This window comes from Streptomyces sp. NPDC058650, from assembly GCF_042717315.1.
In the GTDB taxonomy this organism is placed as follows: domain Bacteria; phylum Actinomycetota; class Actinomycetes; order Streptomycetales; family Streptomycetaceae; genus Streptomyces.
Genome location: NZ_JBHXRL010000011.1, coordinates 211,005 through 228,413, shown reverse-complemented (window position 1 = coordinate 228,413; position 17,409 = coordinate 211,005). Strand labels below are relative to the sequence as shown.

Sequence of the window (17,409 nt, the reverse complement as noted above, 5' to 3'; positions counted from 1 at the left end):
CCACGTCACAGCAGGGCCGGTACGTCGAGGGTGAGCGTGCCCGCCCCCGCGTCGAGCACCCCGGGCACCCCGAGCGGCACGGTCAGCGCCGTCGCGCTGTGGCCGAAGCCCAGCTCCTCCACCACGGGTATGCCGAGGCCGCCCAGCCGGTCGACGAGGACCGCCCGCACGTCCTCGTACGGGCCGCACTCCTCCCACGAGCCCAGGGCGACACCCGTGACGCCGTCCAGCCAGCCGGAACGCAGCAGCTGGGTGAGGATCCGGTCGAGCCGGTACGGCTCCTCCCCCACGTCCTCCAGGAGCAGCAGCCCCCCGCGCGCCGAGGGCCTGCCGTGCGGGGTGCCGAGGTCGGCGGCGAGCAGGCTGACGCAGCCGCCGAGCGTGACCCCGCGGGCGCGGCCGGGGACCAGCGGCCGCGCCGTCTCCAGGCCGAGCGTCAGCACCTTCTCCGGCTCGAACAGCGTGGCCCGCAGGGATTCCTGGGTGCGGGGGTCCGACAGGAAGGTGCCGGCGGCGACCATCGGTCCGTGGAGCGTGGCGAGCCCCGTCCGGACGGCGAACGCCTCGTGCAGGGCGGTGACGTCGCTGTAGCCGACGAACGCCTTGGGCCCGGCCGCCCTGATCGCCGGCCAGTCGACGAGGTCCACCATGCGCTGCACCCCGTAGCCGCCGCGCGCGCAGATCACGGCGGAGACGGACGGGTCGCACCAGGCGTCCGTCAGGTCGCGGGCCCTCGCCCGGTCCGCGCCCGCGAGGTAGCCGAGGGTGGGATGGGCGTCGAGGACGTGCGGGGCGACCACCGGGTCCAGGTCCCAGCCGCGCAGGATGTCGAGCCCGGCCCGGAGGCGCTCCTCGGGTACGGGTCCGCTGGGGGCGACGACGGCGACCCGCGCCCCGGGCCGGAGGCGCGCGGCCCGGGTCAGGGGCGCGGTGGCGGAGAGTGGTTTCGACGCGGTCACGAGCGGAGCTCCAGGGCGGTGACGTCGGTGCGGGCGACCCCGAAGGTCTCGGCGTACAGGGCGAGTTCGGCCTCCAGGGCTCTGATCATCGTGTCGGCCCTGCGGAAGCCGTGCCCCTCTCCCTCGAAGGCGAGGTAGGCGTGGGGGACGCCCCGGCCGGCCATCCGGGCGAGGAAGCGCTCGGCCTGGGCGGGCGGGCAGATGACGTCGTCGAGTCCCTGGAGCAGCAGGAAGGGGGTCGTGACCCGGTCGACGTGCTCGATCGGTGAGCGTTCCTCGTAGCGGGCGGGGACCTCGTCGAGGGGGCCGATGAGGCCGTGGAGGTACTGGGACTCGAAGTCGTGGGTCTCGTCGGTGGCCCAGCCCAGCAGGTCGAGGACGGGGTAGATGATCGTGCCGCAGGCGTACACGTCGGTGGTGACGAGGGAGGCCGCGGTCGTCCAGCCGCCCGCGCTGCCCCCGCGCACCGCGAGCCGGGCGGGGTCGGCGGTGCCCTCGGCGGCGAGGGCCGCGGCGACGGCCGCGCAGTCCTCGACGTCGACGACGCCCCACTGCTCACGCAGCCGCTCCCGGTACTCCCGGCCGTAGCCGGTCGAGCCGCCGTAGTTGACCTCGGCGACGCCGATCCCCCGCGAGGTGAAGTAGGCGATCTCCAGGTCGAGGACGAGCGGGGCGTGTCCGGTGGGTCCGCCGTGGGCCCAGATCACGTAGGGCGGCAGTTCGCCGGCGGGGCCGGTGAACCCGGGGTGGTGGGGCGGGTACACCTGCGCGTGGATCTCGCGTCCGCCGGGGCCGGTGAAGGTGCGGATCCGCGGCTCGGGGTAGTACGCGGGGTCGACGGCGTCCGTGTGCGCGGCACCGACGACCCGGGTGCGGCCGGTGCGGGTGTCGAGCTCGACGAGCTCGTAGGCGCTGCGCGGTCCCGCGGCGACACCGACGACGCGGGTGCCGTGCGCGGCGAGGGTGGAGGCCCAGTCGGTCCAGGGGCCTGCGGCGTCGACGAGGGTGCCGCTGTCGGGATCGAGTATCCCGAGGGCGGTGGTCCCCTTGCCGTGGACGACGGCGATCAGGCCGTTCTCGAGGGGCGTGAACCAGTTCAGCCCGATCTTCCAGAGCGGTCCGGCGAACTCCTCGTCGCGGGGGCAGAGCGCGAGGGGTTCACCGACCTCGCCGGCCGGGTCGATCTCCGCCCGGTAGAGGTTCCACCAGCCGGTGCGGTCGCTCGCGAAGAGCAGTCGCCCGGCCGCGTCCCAGGCGACCTGCGCGATCGACTCGGCGGGGCCGCCGGCGACGGTCCGGTCCTCGTGGAAGGTGCCGTCGGGGGCGAGGTCGGCGAGCCGGACCTCGGTGCCGTCCCAGGGCATGCGGGGGTGGTCCCAGGCGATCCAGGCCGCCCGGCGCCCGTCCGGGGAGAGGCGGGGCCCCGTGACGAACCGGTGCCGCCCGTCGGAGAGTTCGCGCACGGCACCGCGGTCCTCGGCGGCCGATCCGTCCAGCGGCACGGCGGCGAGGACCCGGCGGACGTCGGTCGGCGCGGGCCCGGTGAACTCCTCCAGGACGCACCAGACCTCGCCGCGGTCCGGGTGGATCACCGGGTCGACCCAGCGCAGTCCGCCGCCGACGCCGGAGACGGGCGTGAGCGGCCGGGGCCCGGCACCGGGTCCGGCCTCCGGCTCGTAGGCGTACAGGCGCTGGTCGGGGAAGTGGCTGAAGACCACGAGGGGTCCGCCGGTCGGGCGCGCGCTCGCGGCCCAGGGCTGTCCGCCGTACTCGATGACCCGGCTGCGGACGTTCCACGGCGCGGGGAGCACCGGCTCCTCGGTGCCGTCGGCGCGCCGCCGGACGAGGGCACGCCTGCCGCCCTCGGCGGGCCGGGGCGCGGTCCACCACAGCTCGTCGCCGACGGTGCCCGCGTACTCGGGTCGCCCGTCGTGGGCGGCGGCGAGCGCGGCGTCGACGGGCGACGGCCAACTGCCGTGCGCGGCCGTGGTCGCGGTCGTGGACGTGGTCATCTCGGCTCCCCCTGTCACTGCGTTTTCCTAGGCGGACTTCATGTAGTGGTCGAGCACCCGGACGCCGAAGTGCAGGGCGTCGACCGGGACCCGTTCGTCGACGCCGTGGAAGAGCGCCCCGTAGTCGAGTTCCGGCGGCAGCCGCAGCGGAGAGAAGCCGTAGCCGGTGATGCCCAGCCGGGAGAACTGCTTGGCGTCGGTGCCGCCGGACATGGTGAACGGCACGACGTGTCCGGCCGGGTCGAAGCGCTCGACGGCGGCGCGGAGCTTCGCGAAGGTCGGCGAGTCGACCGGGGCCTCCAGGGACACCTCGCGGTGATGGAACTCCCACTCCACGTCGGGCCCGGTGAGCTCGTCCATGGTCGTGGCGAACTCTTCCTCGCCGCCGGGCAGGGTCCGTCCGTCGATGTACGCGACGGCCTGGCCCGGGATGACGTTGACCTTGTAACCGGCCTTCAGCATCGTCGGGTTGGCGCTGTTGCGGACGGTGGGTGCGACGAGCGCGGCGGCGGGGCCGAGCTTGTCGAGGAGGAGGTCGACGTCGAGGTCGGGCGCGCTGGTGTCGACGTCGATGCCGTACAGCACGGCGAGTTCGGTGAGGGCGGCGCGGACGGTGGTGGTGAGGCGCACCGGCCAGGTGTGCGCGCCGATCCGGGCGACGGCGGAGGCGAGGCGGGTGACGGCGTTGGCGGTGTTCACCTTGGAGCCGTGGCCCGCCTTGCCGTGGGCGGTCAGCTTGAGCCAGGCGGTGCCCCGCTCCCCCGCCGCGATCGGGTAGAGGGTCGTGCCGGGCTGCGGGTGGAAGCTGAACGCCCCGGACTCGCTGATGCCTTCCGTGCAGCCCTCGAAGAGCGCGGCGTGGCGGTCGGCGAGGAAGCCGGAGCCGTCGTCGGCGCTGGCCTCCTCGTCGGCGGTGTACGCGAGGACGATGTCGCGGCGCGGACGGACGCCCTGCCGGGCCCAGGAGCGGACGACGGCCAGGACCATCGCGTCCATGTTCTTCATGTCGACGGCGCCGCGCCCCCACACGAGCCCGTCGTGGACCTCCCCGGAGAAGGGGTGCACGGTCCATTCGGCGGGGTCGGCGGGGACGACGTCGAGGTGGCCGTGGACGAGGAGCGCGTCGGCCGAGGGGTCGGTGCCGGGGATGCGCGCCACGACGTTGGTGCGGCCGGGGGTCCGCTCCAGGAGGGTGGGTGTGATGCCGGCGGCCGCGAGCCGCTCGGCGACGTACTCGGCGGCGGGGCGCTCGCGGCAGTCGCCGTCGCCCCGGTTGGTGGTGTCGATGCGGATGAGCTCGGAAGTGAAGGTGACCACCTCGTCGAGCGCCGTCGTGTCCGGGCCCCGGACCTCCTCAGCCATACTGCTCCTCCACTGCGGCCGAGACGATGGTCGTGACCGCCTTGAACGTGCGAATTGCCTCGTACATCGTCTCCCCCGTGTAGGAGACGCGCCGCTCGCCGCTCCGCGCCACGCCGGGAACCACCGTGGCGGCCGCGCCGAGGTGGTCGGCGTCGAACTCCAGCTCCACCGTGAACGGTCCGCCGCGGACCGGCTCGTGCCGGACGGCGAGGGCGGTCGCGTCCTTCGCCGCCGCTCTGATGTCGGCGGCGGTCCTGGCCGGGGTGCGGCACACCGCCGCGTACCGCGAGACGTGGTCCTTGACGGCCACCTTGCGGGCCTCCGGCGCGTACCCGAGGGCGTCCTCGCAGGTCAGGTCGTCGCCGGTGACGAGCACGACCGGGACGCCGTACTCCGCCACCACATGGGCGTTGAGCAGGCCCTCGCTCGCCCGCTCGCCGTTCAGCCAGACGCCCGTGATCGAGTTGGCGAGGTAGGTGTGCGCGAGGACCCCCTCGGTGCCCGCGCCCGTGTGGTAGCCGACGAAGGCGATCCCGTCGACGTCCCCGTGCTGCACGCCCTCGACCATCGACAGCGACTTGTGCCGGCCCGTGAGCATCTCGGCGCGCTCGTCCAGCCGCTCCAGGAGCAGGTTCCGCATGCTCCAGTGTGCTTCGTTGATCAGGACCTCGTCGGCGCCGCCGTCGAAGAAGCCGAGCACGGCCGCGTTCACGTCGGACGTGAACATCGCGCGGCAGCGCTCCCACTGGGGTGTACCGGGCAGCACGTCGGCGGGCCAGGTCACCCCGGTCGCGCCCTCCATGTCGGCGCTGATGAGGATCTTCATGTCTGGCACCGTACGCGCCGCCCGGCAGCCCTACCACCCCTGTGGATAACCGCCGTTGGAGTGGACCAATGACGGCCCGTCGAAGGTCACCGGGACGGCGGTACGGATCATCCGCGGAGTTCCGGATACCCCCGGGGATCATCCTCGGCCAGACGGCGCAGGGCGGCGGCGGCCTGTTCCTCGGGCGGTGTCCCGTCGTCCGGGAGGTGCCACAGGAACTGCCGCCGCTCCCCCTCCGCCTCGGGCGTTCCGTCGGCGGCCAGGGGCGGGCCGGTGAAGGTGACCACGGTCGTGTCCGGCGCGTCGAAGGCCGTGGAGATCCACCCCTGCCGGAGCCCCCACCGGGTGAGCGACTCCGGCCGGTCGCGCAGACCCGCCGTGATCAGCCGGGCCGTGCGGCGGGCCGGCCAGGTCCAGCCATGGTCGTGTTCCGCGTACGCGATCTCGGCGTCGTACGCGACGGCGTCGAAGCGGTACGCGGGGAGTTCCGGCAGCCCGCGCGACGCGCCCGGCCGCCGCCAGTCGTCCCAGACGACGTGGCCGCCTTCGCGCCGCACGGTGACGTAGAGCGCGCCGCAGCAGCCCTCGGTGCAGTAGGCCTCGGCGAGCCGCACTTCGCGGGGTTCGGACGTGGCCCGCAGGGCGCCCTCGTCGAGCAGCCGCTCGGGCGGCTCGCCGGGACCCTGGTCGAAGGCCTCGGGGACGAGGGGTCGTCCGTCGATCAGGAAGCGGGTCTCGACGACCTCCGGCTCGGCGGGATCGGCGACGGCGACCTCGATCCGCAGCCGGGGCGCGCCGGAGGGCTCCGCCGCGTCGGCGGTACGGAGCCGGCGGGCGGTACGGAGCCGCCGCACCGTGCGGTGGACCCAGTCGGCGCGCCGCCGGTCCGCCGGGTCGGCGGGCGTGTCGCCCTGCCACCTCGCCACCGCCAGGAGGGTGTCGACCAGTTCCTCGCGCCGCCCCTCAGACCAGGCGAGGAGGTGCCCTGCGCCGCTGTGCAGGTCGAGGGCGAGGGAGACCAGATCGGCCCGGTGGTCGAGCTCGCGGGGCAGCCGGTGGGCGAGGCCGGCCACCGTCTCGTACAGGTCGACGGCCTCTCCGTACCGAAGGATCTCGGCCAGATAGTTGCTGCGACTGGTCATCCGGACCAGCACACGGACCGCCTGGGCGAGCAGCCCGGGGTGGTCGGGCTCCCGCCGGAGGAGGCCCACGAGCCCGATGGCCTCGGCGACGTGCCTGGCGGCCTCGGGACCGAGGCCCCGGGGCCCGGTCGGGATCTCCAGGAACCGGTCGCGTACGGCCTCGGTGTCCCCCGAGTCGAGTGCGTCGACGAGTGCGCGCAGCTCGGCCCCTCGGACGCGGTGGATCAGCCACACGAACGCGGCGGTCCGCCGGTCCAGGGGGGCGAGCGCGGTGACGATTTCCTGATCGAGGCTTTGGAGGACGCCGAGGGTGCGGAGATACGGCACGTCCTCGGCCTCGCCGAGCCGGGCGAGGATGCCGAGGCCGGCGGCCACGGTGATCGTGGTGGTCCCGTCGCGGGTCAGGCGCCGGCCGAGCGCCCTGGCGCGGGCCCGGTCGGTCGGATCGTCGGGTGGCGGGAGGTCGGCGACCGCGGAGAAGACGGTCCGGTCGCGCACCCCGGTTGCGGCGATGACCCGGTGGGCCTCGGCTGCCGCCCGCTCCGCGTCCGGGTCGGCGAGCAGGGAGACGAGGACGTCGGTGACGGCGATCCTGGCCTCGGCATGGGTGCGGCCGACGCGTTTGGGCCTCGGTGGGCGCCCGGTGTCGGGGAGGGGATGGCCGCGCTCGGGCAGGGGCTGGTCGGGTTCCGCGCGGCGGAGGTCCCTGGCGTACGCGAAGAGGGAGGGCGCGGAGAGGGAGGGGTCGGAGAGGGAGGGGTCGGAGAGGGAGGGGTCGGAGAGGCCGGGGGCGGAGAGGCCGGGGGCGGAGAGGCCGGGGGCGGAGAGGCCGGGGGCGAGCGTCGGGCGCTCGTGCGGGGCGCTCACCGCGCGGGGTGGAGCTCGATTCCGTAGGTCATGGGAGCATGCTGCCCTCCGGGCCTCCCGACCCGCCATCGAATTAACGGGCGCCTAGACGATGGCTCGAATAGGGCGAAATATCGTCAACGTGTGCGTATAGGCTGTCGGCCGCAGTTGTCGTACCGACCTTCCGGAGAGCACTCGGTGACCATCGCCATCACCCCGTCCGACACGTCCGCCGAAGAGCGCGAGACCGCCCCCGCGGCGATCTCGGAGCCCGAGTTCTGGGTGCCGGATGCCCCGGAGCCGGCGTCCACGCAGCCGGAGTCCCCCGAGGCCGAGGTCCAGGACGAGGCCGAGGATGAGGAGCCGGAGCCCGTGTCGCCCGACGCGCACGACCCCGTCGTCGTCCGCGACGCGCAGGACTTCGGGATCTACGCGCGGACCGGCGGCTGGGCCTTCGCGCTCAAGGTCGCGCGGAGCGTGCGCCCCGGCGGCCAGCCCGCCGAGGGCACGGCCGCCGCGAAGGTCTCGGCGAAGGCCTTCGCCGCGCTCGCGGGCTGCTCGCCCGACCGGGTCATGCGCTACTACAAGGCCTGGGACATGGCGGCCGACGACGGCCTGGTCCCGCAGTTCGAGGTCCTGGTCCCCGGCGAGGACGTCGAGCTGCCCGACGCGGACGTCTGGCTCTCGTACTACACCTCCCGCAACAGCGCGTCCTCCGTGCGCGGCCAGGCGATCAGCGCGGCGGCCGAGGCGGAGGGCATCCGGCCGACGAAGGCCCTGGAGGTCGCCGAGAACCCCACGGCGCTGCGGGCCGCGATCCTCGCCGACCCCGGGACGGCCGAGGCGGCGCGCGGCGCGCTGCTCGACCGGATGAAGGAGGACCCGGCCCTCCAGACGGAGATGGCCCGCGCGTTCGCCCGCACCGACGACCTGAAGAAGGCGGTGGCGAGCGAGGCGAAGGCGGCCGACCGCATCGGGTACGTGCGGCAGATCGTCGAGAACGGCCAGATCAAGACCCCGGCCGGCCAGACGGTGGACGCTCCGGCCGAGCTGCGCGCCGAGGCGGAGCGCCATCTGTCGCTCATCGACGAGCTCGACGACTCCGAGGAGGCGGGCGAGTGGGCCGGTGAGGCGTACGACGCGGTGAAGGGCCTGGTCGCCCGGGCCGTCGAGGAAGACCCGACGCTGCGGGTCCAGGAGCGGCGCACCAAGTTCTACAACAGCCTGCAGAAGGCGACGAAGGTCTTCGAGGAGCTGACGCTGGACGAGGTGATGGAGGAGGACATCTACGAGGCCGACATGCTCCAGCGCCTCGAAGCCCTCCAGGAGGCGATCGGCACCTGCATCAGCGCGCTGCGCAAGGCGTCGACCGCCTCCTGAGGGCAGCCGCTCAGTCCGGAAAAGGGGGAGCCCCGACCGATGTCTCGGTCGGGGCTCCCGAACTGCTTCGAGGGCGGCCGGGCCGGGATGACCCGGCCCGGCCACACTCCTAGTGAGTGTCGAGCCAGCGGCGTGCCGCCGGGCTCAGCGGGGGCTCATCCGGATAGTCCATCGATCCGGACGCCAGATCCTCGGCCCACCGACGGAGGACCTTCGAACGATGCGGCGCCGTCAGTACCGAGGTGCTGATCTCGTGTTCCCACGTCGTCGCGAAGAGCAGCACGTTCCCGTCGAGCGAGAGCATGCGGAACTCGGGACGGCAGGGAGCGCTGCCGAGTAGCCCGGCGGCTCCCGCGCCCATGATGTCCCATTCGCTCTGCAGCTCGACGCAGAACCACCCCGAGCTGTCGTTCTCCTCCGTGTCCATCGCGAGCAGGAACCTGCGGTCGGTCTCGGAGAAGAGCCCTCCTTCGACCGCCAGCCGGTACCAGTCGGCGTTCGCCCTCTCGTGCAGCTGCGGCTCGAGGACGTCCAGCATGGCTTCGACGCGTCCGTCCGAAGGCGGGCAGCTCGTGGCCAGGCCGGTGACGATGGTCGGGATGAGCCCCTCGGGCTCGGTCCACCCGTCAACGAGCAGCAGACCCGCTGCGGCCAGAGCGTCGACTGCTGCGGCTGAAGGCTTCATCGGGGAGATCCACCTCCATGACTCTGGTACCAGTCGGACCCTGGCTGGTTCCACCTGCCTGGCAGGCGTCCGGCATATCCGTATTCGTGGACCGTATTGTAATTGTGGCCCAGCACGTACCCGACGACGCCGTCGGAGCGGACGAGAACGCGGTGCAGAGTGTCCTGACCCTGCCTGTTGAAGACGGTGTACACCGTCGCGTCGTACCACGGGTTGCTGGTGTTGTAGGTGGTCACACCGTTTCGCACCCTGCGGGCGTCGTACCAGTCGGCACCGTTGTTGTTGACCCGCTGCGGCAGCTGACCGCTCTCCACCCGGTTCACGGTCTCGTGAACGTCACGCGGGATCTCCGACCAGTTCTGCGCGTTCTCCTTCTGGCGCTTCTCGGTGAGCTCCGGCGAGTACGGGTCGACTTCCTCGCCACCCGTCGGGCAGCTTTCGTTGTGGTTGAGGAGCGAGGTGCCCGCCGCCATCACGTAGTACGTGTGGAGGTCGGAGACCGTCAGGTTGTGAACCGTGGCCGCCTGGGCGGTCCTGCGCTCGATCGCGGTGATCTGGACGCGGGTGCCGGCGCTGGTCTGCAGCCACTGGCCCGACGTCAGGTCGGTGGCCTTGAGCCAGGCGCGGAGCTGGGGCACCCAGAACGGGTGGCCTTCGGTCGCGGTGACCTGGGCCGTCTTCGTCCCGGTCTTGCCGTCGATGTCGACGGTGATCGTGACGAGGTGCTTGAGGCCCTGGCCCTTGATCTCCGCGGTGACCGTCTCGACCCGGCTCTCACCGGACACGGGGTCGGTCGCGATGACCTTGTCGCCAGCCTTGACCTGCTCGATCGGCTTGGTGGAGCCGTCGGCCATCAGCACCTTCGTGCCGGGCGCGAAGCTGTTGCAGCCGGACTTGCCGGAGCCGCCGCCGCTGGATCCGCCCTTGCTGCGGGAGGAACCGCCGGAGCTTCCGCCCGGCTTGGACGCGCCGGACTTGCCGCCCTTGCCTCCGCCCGCCTGTGAGGAGGACTTGGGAGCGGCCTTGGCCTGGGAGCTCTTCTGGGCCGGGTTACCGGTCTTCTTCTTGGCGGCCGCCGCCGCTTCGGCCTTCCGTTTCGCGGCCTCGGCCGCCTTCTTCTTGGCCCGTTGCGCGGCCTCCTTCTTCGCCTTCTCGATGGCGGCCTTCTTGGCTCTCAGAGCCGCCGCCTCGGCCGCCTTCGCGGCCTTGAGGACGGCTTCCGCCGCCGCCTTCGCCTTCTTGAACGCCTGGATGGCGTTGATCGTGCGGTCGACCGCCCTCAGGACGGACGGGATCTTGCCCAGCTTGGTCCACGGGATCGCCCCGATGATCAGGCTGCCGCAGGACCACATGTCACCGCCGAAGCAGGCCATGGCGTCACTGAGTCCGATGAAGTCGCTCAGGACGCTCCATGCGGCGGCGAGGATCACCGAGGTGAGGGACTTGCCCATGGTGGCCTGCGCCTGCGCGACCTGCGCCGCGGACAGGCCCGCGCCCGCGAGGGCCGCCGCCTTCTCCGAAGCGGTCAGGGTGATCGCCTCACCGGTCGGGTCCGCGTGGGTGACCGGGTTGTTGTGCGCGTAGACGTACCCGTTGGCCTGCAGTGGGTCGTTCAGGTCCATCTGCGGGTCGGCGGACAGGAATCGTCCGACCACCGGGTCGTAGAGACGGGCGCCCAGCAGCGTGTAGCCGGAGGAGTCGTCCCGGGTCTTGTTGAGGAACCCGGTGTGCGCCTGCATGTTGGCGCCGACCGTGCCGGCACCGCGCTGGTTGCCGAACGCGTCCTGCTTGCGGATCCGCACGTCCATCGAGGCGGCCAACGCGACCTCGGCGTAGGTGGAACCCTGGTGATCCGTGGTCAGAGCGACCAGCCGGTCCGCACCCGTGCCGTAGGCGTAGCGCATGACCGAGCCACTGGGGGTGGTGTAGGTGCGCTGCGAGTTGACCAGGACGCCGCCCTGCTGGACGGTGACCTCCGTGTCACCCAGGTTCAGGGTGGCCGTCTTGCCCTTGATGGTGAGCAGGCGTTCGCCACCGGGGCCGTAGATGTGACGGGTGTCGTTCTGCGGCGCCCACAGCTGTGCGGCGGAGGCTCCGTCGCACGTGGCCAGGACGATCGCCGTGCCGCTGGCCGAGTTGGCACCCTGCACCGCCAGGCACAGGTTGGACGCGATGTGCGTCAGCTGACCGGCGGCGTTGCGCTTCAGCTCCTGCGCTGTAGCCGCCGCGGCGGTGGCGGCGCACTTCTGGACCTGTACCGCGGACCCGACGGTGTTGGCGGCCGGCTGGACGCACCAGTCGTCCTGCACCGACAGCGCGCCCCGGTTGGGGTCGGTCTGCGGAGTCGCCGGCGTGCTCGGGGTGGGCGTGAACTTCCAGCTCTGCGCCGAGGAGGCGTTGCAGCTGTACAGCTGGACCGCCTGTGCCGCGGCCGGGATGCCGCTCTTGAGGTCGAAGCACTTGTCGGCCAGGCCCACGTAAGGGGTCTTGCCGCCGGTGCCCGCGCCGGTGATCCGGTCGACCTTGCCGTCCGGCGTCCAGGTCAGCGTCTGCTTGTCACCGTTGTCGAGCGAGGTGACGGACTTCGTCTGACCCGTGAGCTCGTACAGGCGCTCGGCCTCGGCCTTGACCTGCGCACCCGCGGGGGTGGTGTAGGTCTTCGAGGCCTTGGTGAGCGTGTGCGGCTGGCTCTTGGCCGCGCCCACACCGTACTGGTACGTGGTGGTCGCGTCCTTGGCCGTGGCGCCGGTCAGGTCCTTCTCGACCAGCTTGGTGCGGTTGCCGAGGAGGTCGTACTCGTACTCCTGCCAGTAGCCGGAGGTGTCCTTGCCCGGGGCGACGTTGAGCGTGCCGTCGGTGTTCTTCGGGGCGGTGCAGTTCTCCTGGTCCTTCGAGGTCCAGGCGGTCTTCAGCTGACCCAGCGGGTCGTACGTGAAGCACTGCCGCTCCTCGATCCCGGTGGCGTGCTCACGGATGCCCGTGACGTTGCCTGCGGGGTCGTAGGCGTACTCGCGCTTCGAGACCAGGGTGCCCTCGACCGGACCGGCACCAACGGTCTGCTCCCGGTAGACCATCTGGTTCTGGAGCTCACCGGTGGACTCGTCGTACGAGTTCTGGGCCCACACCCGGTACGGCACCGCGCCCATGGTCGAGCGCATGACCTGGCCGTAGGGCGAGTAGACCGTCTCCGAGCCGTACCAGTCCTTGCCGGAGATCGAGAGCGGGTTGCCGTCCTTGTTGTAACGGATGACCAGCTTCTCCGGGTCGAACTTGCCGGCCTTGGGAAGGTGCGCCTCCTCCAGCATGCCGTTGTCGGAGAACTTGTAGTCGTACTGGTAGTCCGCGGGGATGCCCCACGTGGCGGCCAGCGACGAGGGAAGCGACAGCGTCGTCGACGTCGGCTGGTAGTCCGTCGTGTAGCCGTTGACCTTCTGCGTGTACGCCAGGCCGTCGGTGTACCGGGTGGCGGAGGCGGGCATGCCCTTGCCGCCGGCGACGGTGTCGTACGAGAAGCCGGCGAGCAGCGTGCCCGTGGAGCTGCCGAGGCGCTGCTCCTTGGGCCGGGACAGCTCGTCGTATCCGTTCCAGACCGTCACGCCACGCGCGTCGGTCGTGGTCAGCGGACGGTCACGATCGTCGTACGTCATCCGCGTGGTGCCCGTGTCCGGGTCGGTCGCGGTCTCCAGCCGTCCCCGCCCGTCGAACGTCCACGACCACGGGTGGGTCGGGTCGGCCGAGGGCGTCGCCTTGGTCAGCTGACCCCGGCTGTCGTACGTGTAGCGCGTCGACGTGTAGCCGCCGGGCGCCGCCGGGTTGGTGGTGTCCGTGCGGACGGTGCGGCCGAGGGCGTCGGTGTAGACCGTGTAGGCCGAGGCGCCCTGCGGGTGGATCACCTTCGACCAGTCGGGTCCGTACTCGTAGCGGGTGGCCTTCTCGGGCACCTCCTTCGAGATGGCCTCGGTGGTCTCGGAGGCCTTCACCTTGAGGACCGGCATCTCCTCGAGCACGCGGCCAAGGCCGTCGTACTTGTACCGGGTGATGTTCGGGACCGTGGTGTCGGCGCGCGGCGTGAACAGCTCGCCGTTCGGGGTGTCCTCGTTGAGGTAGGCGTTGTTGGTCTGGTAGACCTCACCGGCGCTGTTGTACAGCGTGTCGGTGATCAGACGGCCACCGCCGTCCGCCTCTTCCTGCGACTGGCGCTCGCGGCCGAGACCGTCGTAGATCGTGACGGACTTCTCCACCCGGTCCTCGTAGCCACGGCTGTAGGTCGTGACGTAGGGGGGCTTGCGGAGCGTGCCGCCGTTCGGGTCGTTCGGGTCCGGCTCCTCCACCGGGATCACGTAGTCGGCCTTGAAGTCCGGAATCTTGCCCGCGGCAGGTGTCCGGCCGGGGGCCCAGGCCTCGGCGAGACGGCCCAGCGGGTCGAACGACGCCTCACTGACGTGGCCGTTGGCATCGGTCGTCTTCAGCGAGACCCCGCGGCCCGGCTCCACCTCCTGGACCTGGGTGTGGCCCAGAGGGTTCGTCTGGGTGATCTTGAACACCTGACCCGTCGGCGGGTCGAAGGTGATCGAGGACTCCTTGTTGTCCGGGTCGATCTGCTTGGTGACGCGGCCCATGGCGTCGAAGACGACGGTGCCGCCGGTCTGGAAGCCGGTGCCGTCCGCCTTCAGGGACCACGTCTCGGTGGCCAGACCGCGGGTGGTGTCGGCGGGTGCCGTGCCGTACGCCGTGTTGTCGTACGCGGTCCGTGAACCGGCGGTCAGCGTCTTCAGATCGGCCCAGTTGGCGTCAGCGCACGCCGTGGGCGAGACGAGGACCTGCTTGGTCAGACCGATGATGTTCTTGGTCGTGTTGTGCAGGTACTCCAACTTGGTGCAGGAGTCGTCACCGGTCTTGGTGGGGTCGGTGTCGCCGAACGACTCCACCTGCGTGGGCAGACCGTAGGTGGATTCGAACGTCGTCTTGGTGCGGACGCTCCGCAGGGTGCGGGTGTCGTCACCCGTGCCCGACGACTTCGTGTACGCGATCTCCTCGGGCTCGGTGACGCGCCACGCCTTCAGCGGGTCGAGGCCGTCGCCGCGGGTGCGGCTGGCGAGCTCGGTGGCCTCGGGGACGGTGAGGCTGCGGGTGAGCCAGTCGGTGTCGGCGTCGGCCGCGTCGGAGTAGCTGAACTCCTCGGCTATTCGGCCGGCGAAGGGCTCACGGTCGTAGACCGTCGCACCGTTGTGGGTGAGCGTGGCGCCCGTGATGCTCTTCATCGGGACGGTGTCGCCCATGCCCCGGTAGAAGCGGGTGACCGCCTTGGTCTTCGGTCCCTCTGTGCCCGGCGTGTCCTCGCCGGGAGTGGAACCCTCGCCGTTGTCGGCTGCGACCTTCCGCTCGCCCGTGACGACGGCCGTCTGCTCGAAGCCCGCGAACTGCGAGTACGTGCGCGTGGACTTCTTGCTGAACTCCGCCTCGGCGAGCTTCCAGCCGGCGTTCTTGTAGTCGTACGACGTCCGCGTGGAGTACGAGCCGTCGACGTTCGGCAGCTCCTCGATGGAGTCGACCACGTACTTGTGGAACCAGTCGATGTCCTCGACCTCGGCGTCCGGGTGCCAGAACATCGGGTAGCACAGACGCGTGTTGGCCTTCAGCGCGGCGGTGTCCGTCTTGCCGGGCAGGCCCGTCCTGCTGGCGCAGCCGTCCGCCGCGTCACCCCAGGTCGGCACCTTGTAGGTGACGACGGTCTCGCCGCCGTACTCGTTGATGACGCGACCGATGCGCAGCCTGGCGAAGCCCGGGCGCGGGTCGATCGGCGCCCCCTTCTCCTCCCCGGACGTCTTCCGCAGGAGGACGCGGTTCGGCATCTCCTCCTCGTTGGACTCGAACCGGATCGGGTTGAGCGTGACCGAGGCGTCCAACGAGCCCTTGCGGGCGTAGCCGGTGCGCTGGATGGACTCCAGCCACAGGGCCGTGTTCGGGCCGGTCTTGAGGACGGGGAAGTTCTGCTTGAGCTGGTACTGGTCGACGTCCTGGCGCGCGGTGGTGTCGGTGCGGCGCTGGGCCGAGGTGGTGATCTTGTCCAGGCGCTTGGTGGACCAGAAGGTCGGGCCGGCGTTCCAGCACTTCTTCTTGTCCGTCGAGGTGACCGCCTGGCACCGCAGGTCGGCGGGGGTGTCGTACCAGATGCGGTACTTGCCCGGGTCGCTCGACTTGAAGTTGTCCTCGCTACAGGTCAGCGTGCCCTCGGTGAAGCAGCGCTCGGCGACGGTGAAGCGCACGCGGCCCGGGGCCTCGGCGCTGAAGACGGTGTCCTTGCGCTGGCCGTAGTCGATGTGCTTCAGGTAGCCGCCCCGGTGGTACTCGACCGGGCCCTTGAAGTAGAAGTTCTTCGCGTAGTAGTTCTTCTCGCGCTCCCACCACAGCGACATGGCGTTGCCGTGGACGTCCTCGACGTAGTCGAGGTTCCACTGCCAGGCCTGGTTGCAGGCGGAGGCCTTCCAGTCGGCGGTCGTCGCGCCCTTGTAGCAGGGCTCGCCCGCGTGGTTGCCGTAGACCGGCACCGCGAGCACGGAGTCGGTGTACGGGTCGTCGGCGGCGGCGCCGTTGTCCGACCAGCCCGGGAGCTTGTTCAGACCGAAGTGGTACTTCGTGCCGTCCTTGGTGGTGACGACCCAGTACTCGCCATCGGCGTCCTTCATGCCCGAACGCGGGTCCTTGGACGTGTCCTTGAACCGCTCGATCTTCGAGCCGTCACCGTTGGCGCTGAACCACTTCTGCTTGGCTTCGTCCCACACCAGCTCGGTGGTCATGCCGCCCAGCGACAGGGTGGCGTTCTCCGAGCCCCAGCACTGGTCGGCGGTCTTGTGGGTCGAGTTGTTCGACCCGGCCTTCTTGGAGTCCTGGCGGCAGTTGACGTACGTCCGGCTGATGGAGCCCGGGTTGTAGTCCCAGCCGTCACCGATCCAGGAGGCCTGGTTGTTCGACGCCGAGGTACGGCCGTCGACCGTCTGCGACGAGTAGCCCAGGCTGACCTTCGGCGTCAGACCGCCGGCGGCCTCCGGGACCTGCACCTGGTATCCGTAGGTGAAGGCACCGTTCGACGAGCCCGCGGCCCAGGAGCCGGCGGACAGCAGCGGCGAGGCGGTGAAGTCGCCGGTCGCCGAGGCGCCGGTGTCCATCGCACCGACGACCTGGCGGCCGGAGGTGTCGACGGCCGGGAGGGCGACCTGCCGGGCCGAGGCGCCGGAGACGGACGAGCGGGCTACGCCGTCCTCGAGCAGGTTCGCGACCGGCACCGATCCGGACAGGATCTTGCGGGTGGGCGCGCTCGTCTTGAGCTTGACCTTGGTGGGGGCCTTGGCGGCCGGCACCTCCTTGACCGTGGAACGCAGCCGCTCGATGTCGTCGGCGACCTCGGACGTGCCGGACATGGTCTCCGTGCCGGTGTCCGGGGCGCAGTCACCGGAGTCCGGGGAGTCGATGACGCAGTTCGGCAGCAGGACCAGGCCGAAGCGCTCGGCGGCCTGGGGGCCGTAGCGGTCGGCGAAGCCGGTGGTGTCGACCTCGAGCGTGACCTGCGCGGCCGGATCGGCGTCCGCCGGCGGAATGACCTCAAGGATCATGCCCGGGACGCCGGTGTCCTCCGACGTGGTGGTCGACTTGACCGCGACCCGCCAGTCACCGTCGACCTTCGTCGGGTCCTGACCGACCGGCACGCCGACCGCGACCGGCAGACCGACCGACGTGGTCTCGTTCACCACCGGGACCGTGGTGCCCGGCTGGGTCTGCGCCGTCAGCGGCGCCTTGCCGGCGTCCTCCGCCCACGGGGCGACGTTCTTCGGCACGTAGGGGTCGAGCTGCTGCTCGTCCCCGAGGCTCAGCGCCTTGTCGGCACTGGCGTCGTCGGCGAGCGCGGTGCTCTCGGGGATGTCCGGCAGATCGACCTGGGAGGTCGTCTGCTCACGGCTCATCCCGTCGCCGGGAACGGCCAGGGCCTGCGAGCCCAGACTCGTCACCGTCAATACCGATGACAAAAGAAGGACGGTCGCCGTGCGGCTTCGCCGACGGCGCCGTCGTTGTGACTCTGTCATGGCTAGGCGATTCCGCCCCACCCATGACAGTGGTTCTGAAGCACGCATCACGCGTCGACTCCCACCCAAACGAACAAGACAACGGAGGAGGTGCGGAAACACCAAAGAGCACGCGCCTG

8 protein-coding genes are annotated in these 17,409 nt (G+C 71.3%); 1 reads left to right on the top strand and 7 read right to left on the bottom strand.

The annotated features are described in order from the left end of the window. Positions 1–5: 5 nt before the first annotated feature. The 5 genes from ACFWWU_RS21555 to ACFWWU_RS21535 all read right to left on the bottom strand — a co-directional run bounded on the left by ACFWWU_RS21555 (position 6) and on the right by ACFWWU_RS21535 (position 7,168). Positions 6–959 carry an LD-carboxypeptidase gene (locus tag ACFWWU_RS21555; RefSeq protein ID WP_384147424.1) on the bottom strand — a complete coding sequence of 318 codons (954 nt, stop codon included), beginning with the start codon at positions 957–959 and terminating at the stop codon, positions 6–8. Then, on the bottom strand, positions 956–2,971 hold the full coding sequence (locus ACFWWU_RS21550) for a prolyl oligopeptidase family serine peptidase (protein ID WP_384147423.1): 2,016 nt from the start codon (positions 2,969–2,971) through the stop codon (positions 956–958). The genes ACFWWU_RS21555 and ACFWWU_RS21550 overlap by 4 nt, the downstream gene beginning before the upstream one ends. A gap of 27 nt (positions 2,972–2,998) precedes the next feature. Further along, positions 2,999–4,333, bottom strand: a complete 1,335-nt coding sequence (locus ACFWWU_RS21545) for a M20/M25/M40 family metallo-hydrolase (protein WP_384147422.1) — start codon at positions 4,331–4,333, stop codon at positions 2,999–3,001. Beyond that, positions 4,326–5,159, bottom strand: coding sequence for a M55 family metallopeptidase (locus ACFWWU_RS21540; RefSeq protein WP_329620362.1), 834 nt, complete (start codon positions 5,157–5,159; stop codon positions 4,326–4,328). The genes ACFWWU_RS21545 and ACFWWU_RS21540 overlap by 8 nt, the downstream gene beginning before the upstream one ends. A gap of 107 nt (positions 5,160–5,266) precedes the next feature. Beyond that, a complete protein-coding gene (locus tag ACFWWU_RS21535; RefSeq protein ID WP_384147421.1) occupies positions 5,267–7,168 on the bottom strand; it encodes a hypothetical protein in 1,902 nt (633 codons plus the stop codon). A 177-nt stretch (positions 7,169–7,345) separates the two neighbouring features. On the opposite strand from ACFWWU_RS21535, the gene ACFWWU_RS21530 reads away from it, so the two are divergent. After that, positions 7,346–8,527, top strand: coding sequence for a hypothetical protein (locus ACFWWU_RS21530; RefSeq protein ID WP_384147420.1), 1,182 nt, complete (start codon positions 7,346–7,348; stop codon positions 8,525–8,527). A 109-nt stretch (positions 8,528–8,636) separates the two neighbouring features. Here ACFWWU_RS21530 and ACFWWU_RS21525 read toward each other — a convergent pair whose 3' ends face one another. Further along, complete coding sequence (locus tag ACFWWU_RS21525; RefSeq protein ID WP_384147419.1) at positions 8,637–9,212, bottom strand: hypothetical protein; 576 nt, start codon at positions 9,210–9,212, stop codon at positions 8,637–8,639. Continuing rightward, positions 9,209–17,215 carry a ricin-type beta-trefoil lectin domain protein gene (locus ACFWWU_RS21520; protein ID WP_384147418.1) on the bottom strand — a complete coding sequence of 2,669 codons (8,007 nt, stop codon included), beginning with the start codon at positions 17,213–17,215 and terminating at the stop codon, positions 9,209–9,211. The genes ACFWWU_RS21525 and ACFWWU_RS21520 overlap by 4 nt, the downstream gene beginning before the upstream one ends. Positions 17,216–17,409: the final 194 nt, after the last annotated feature.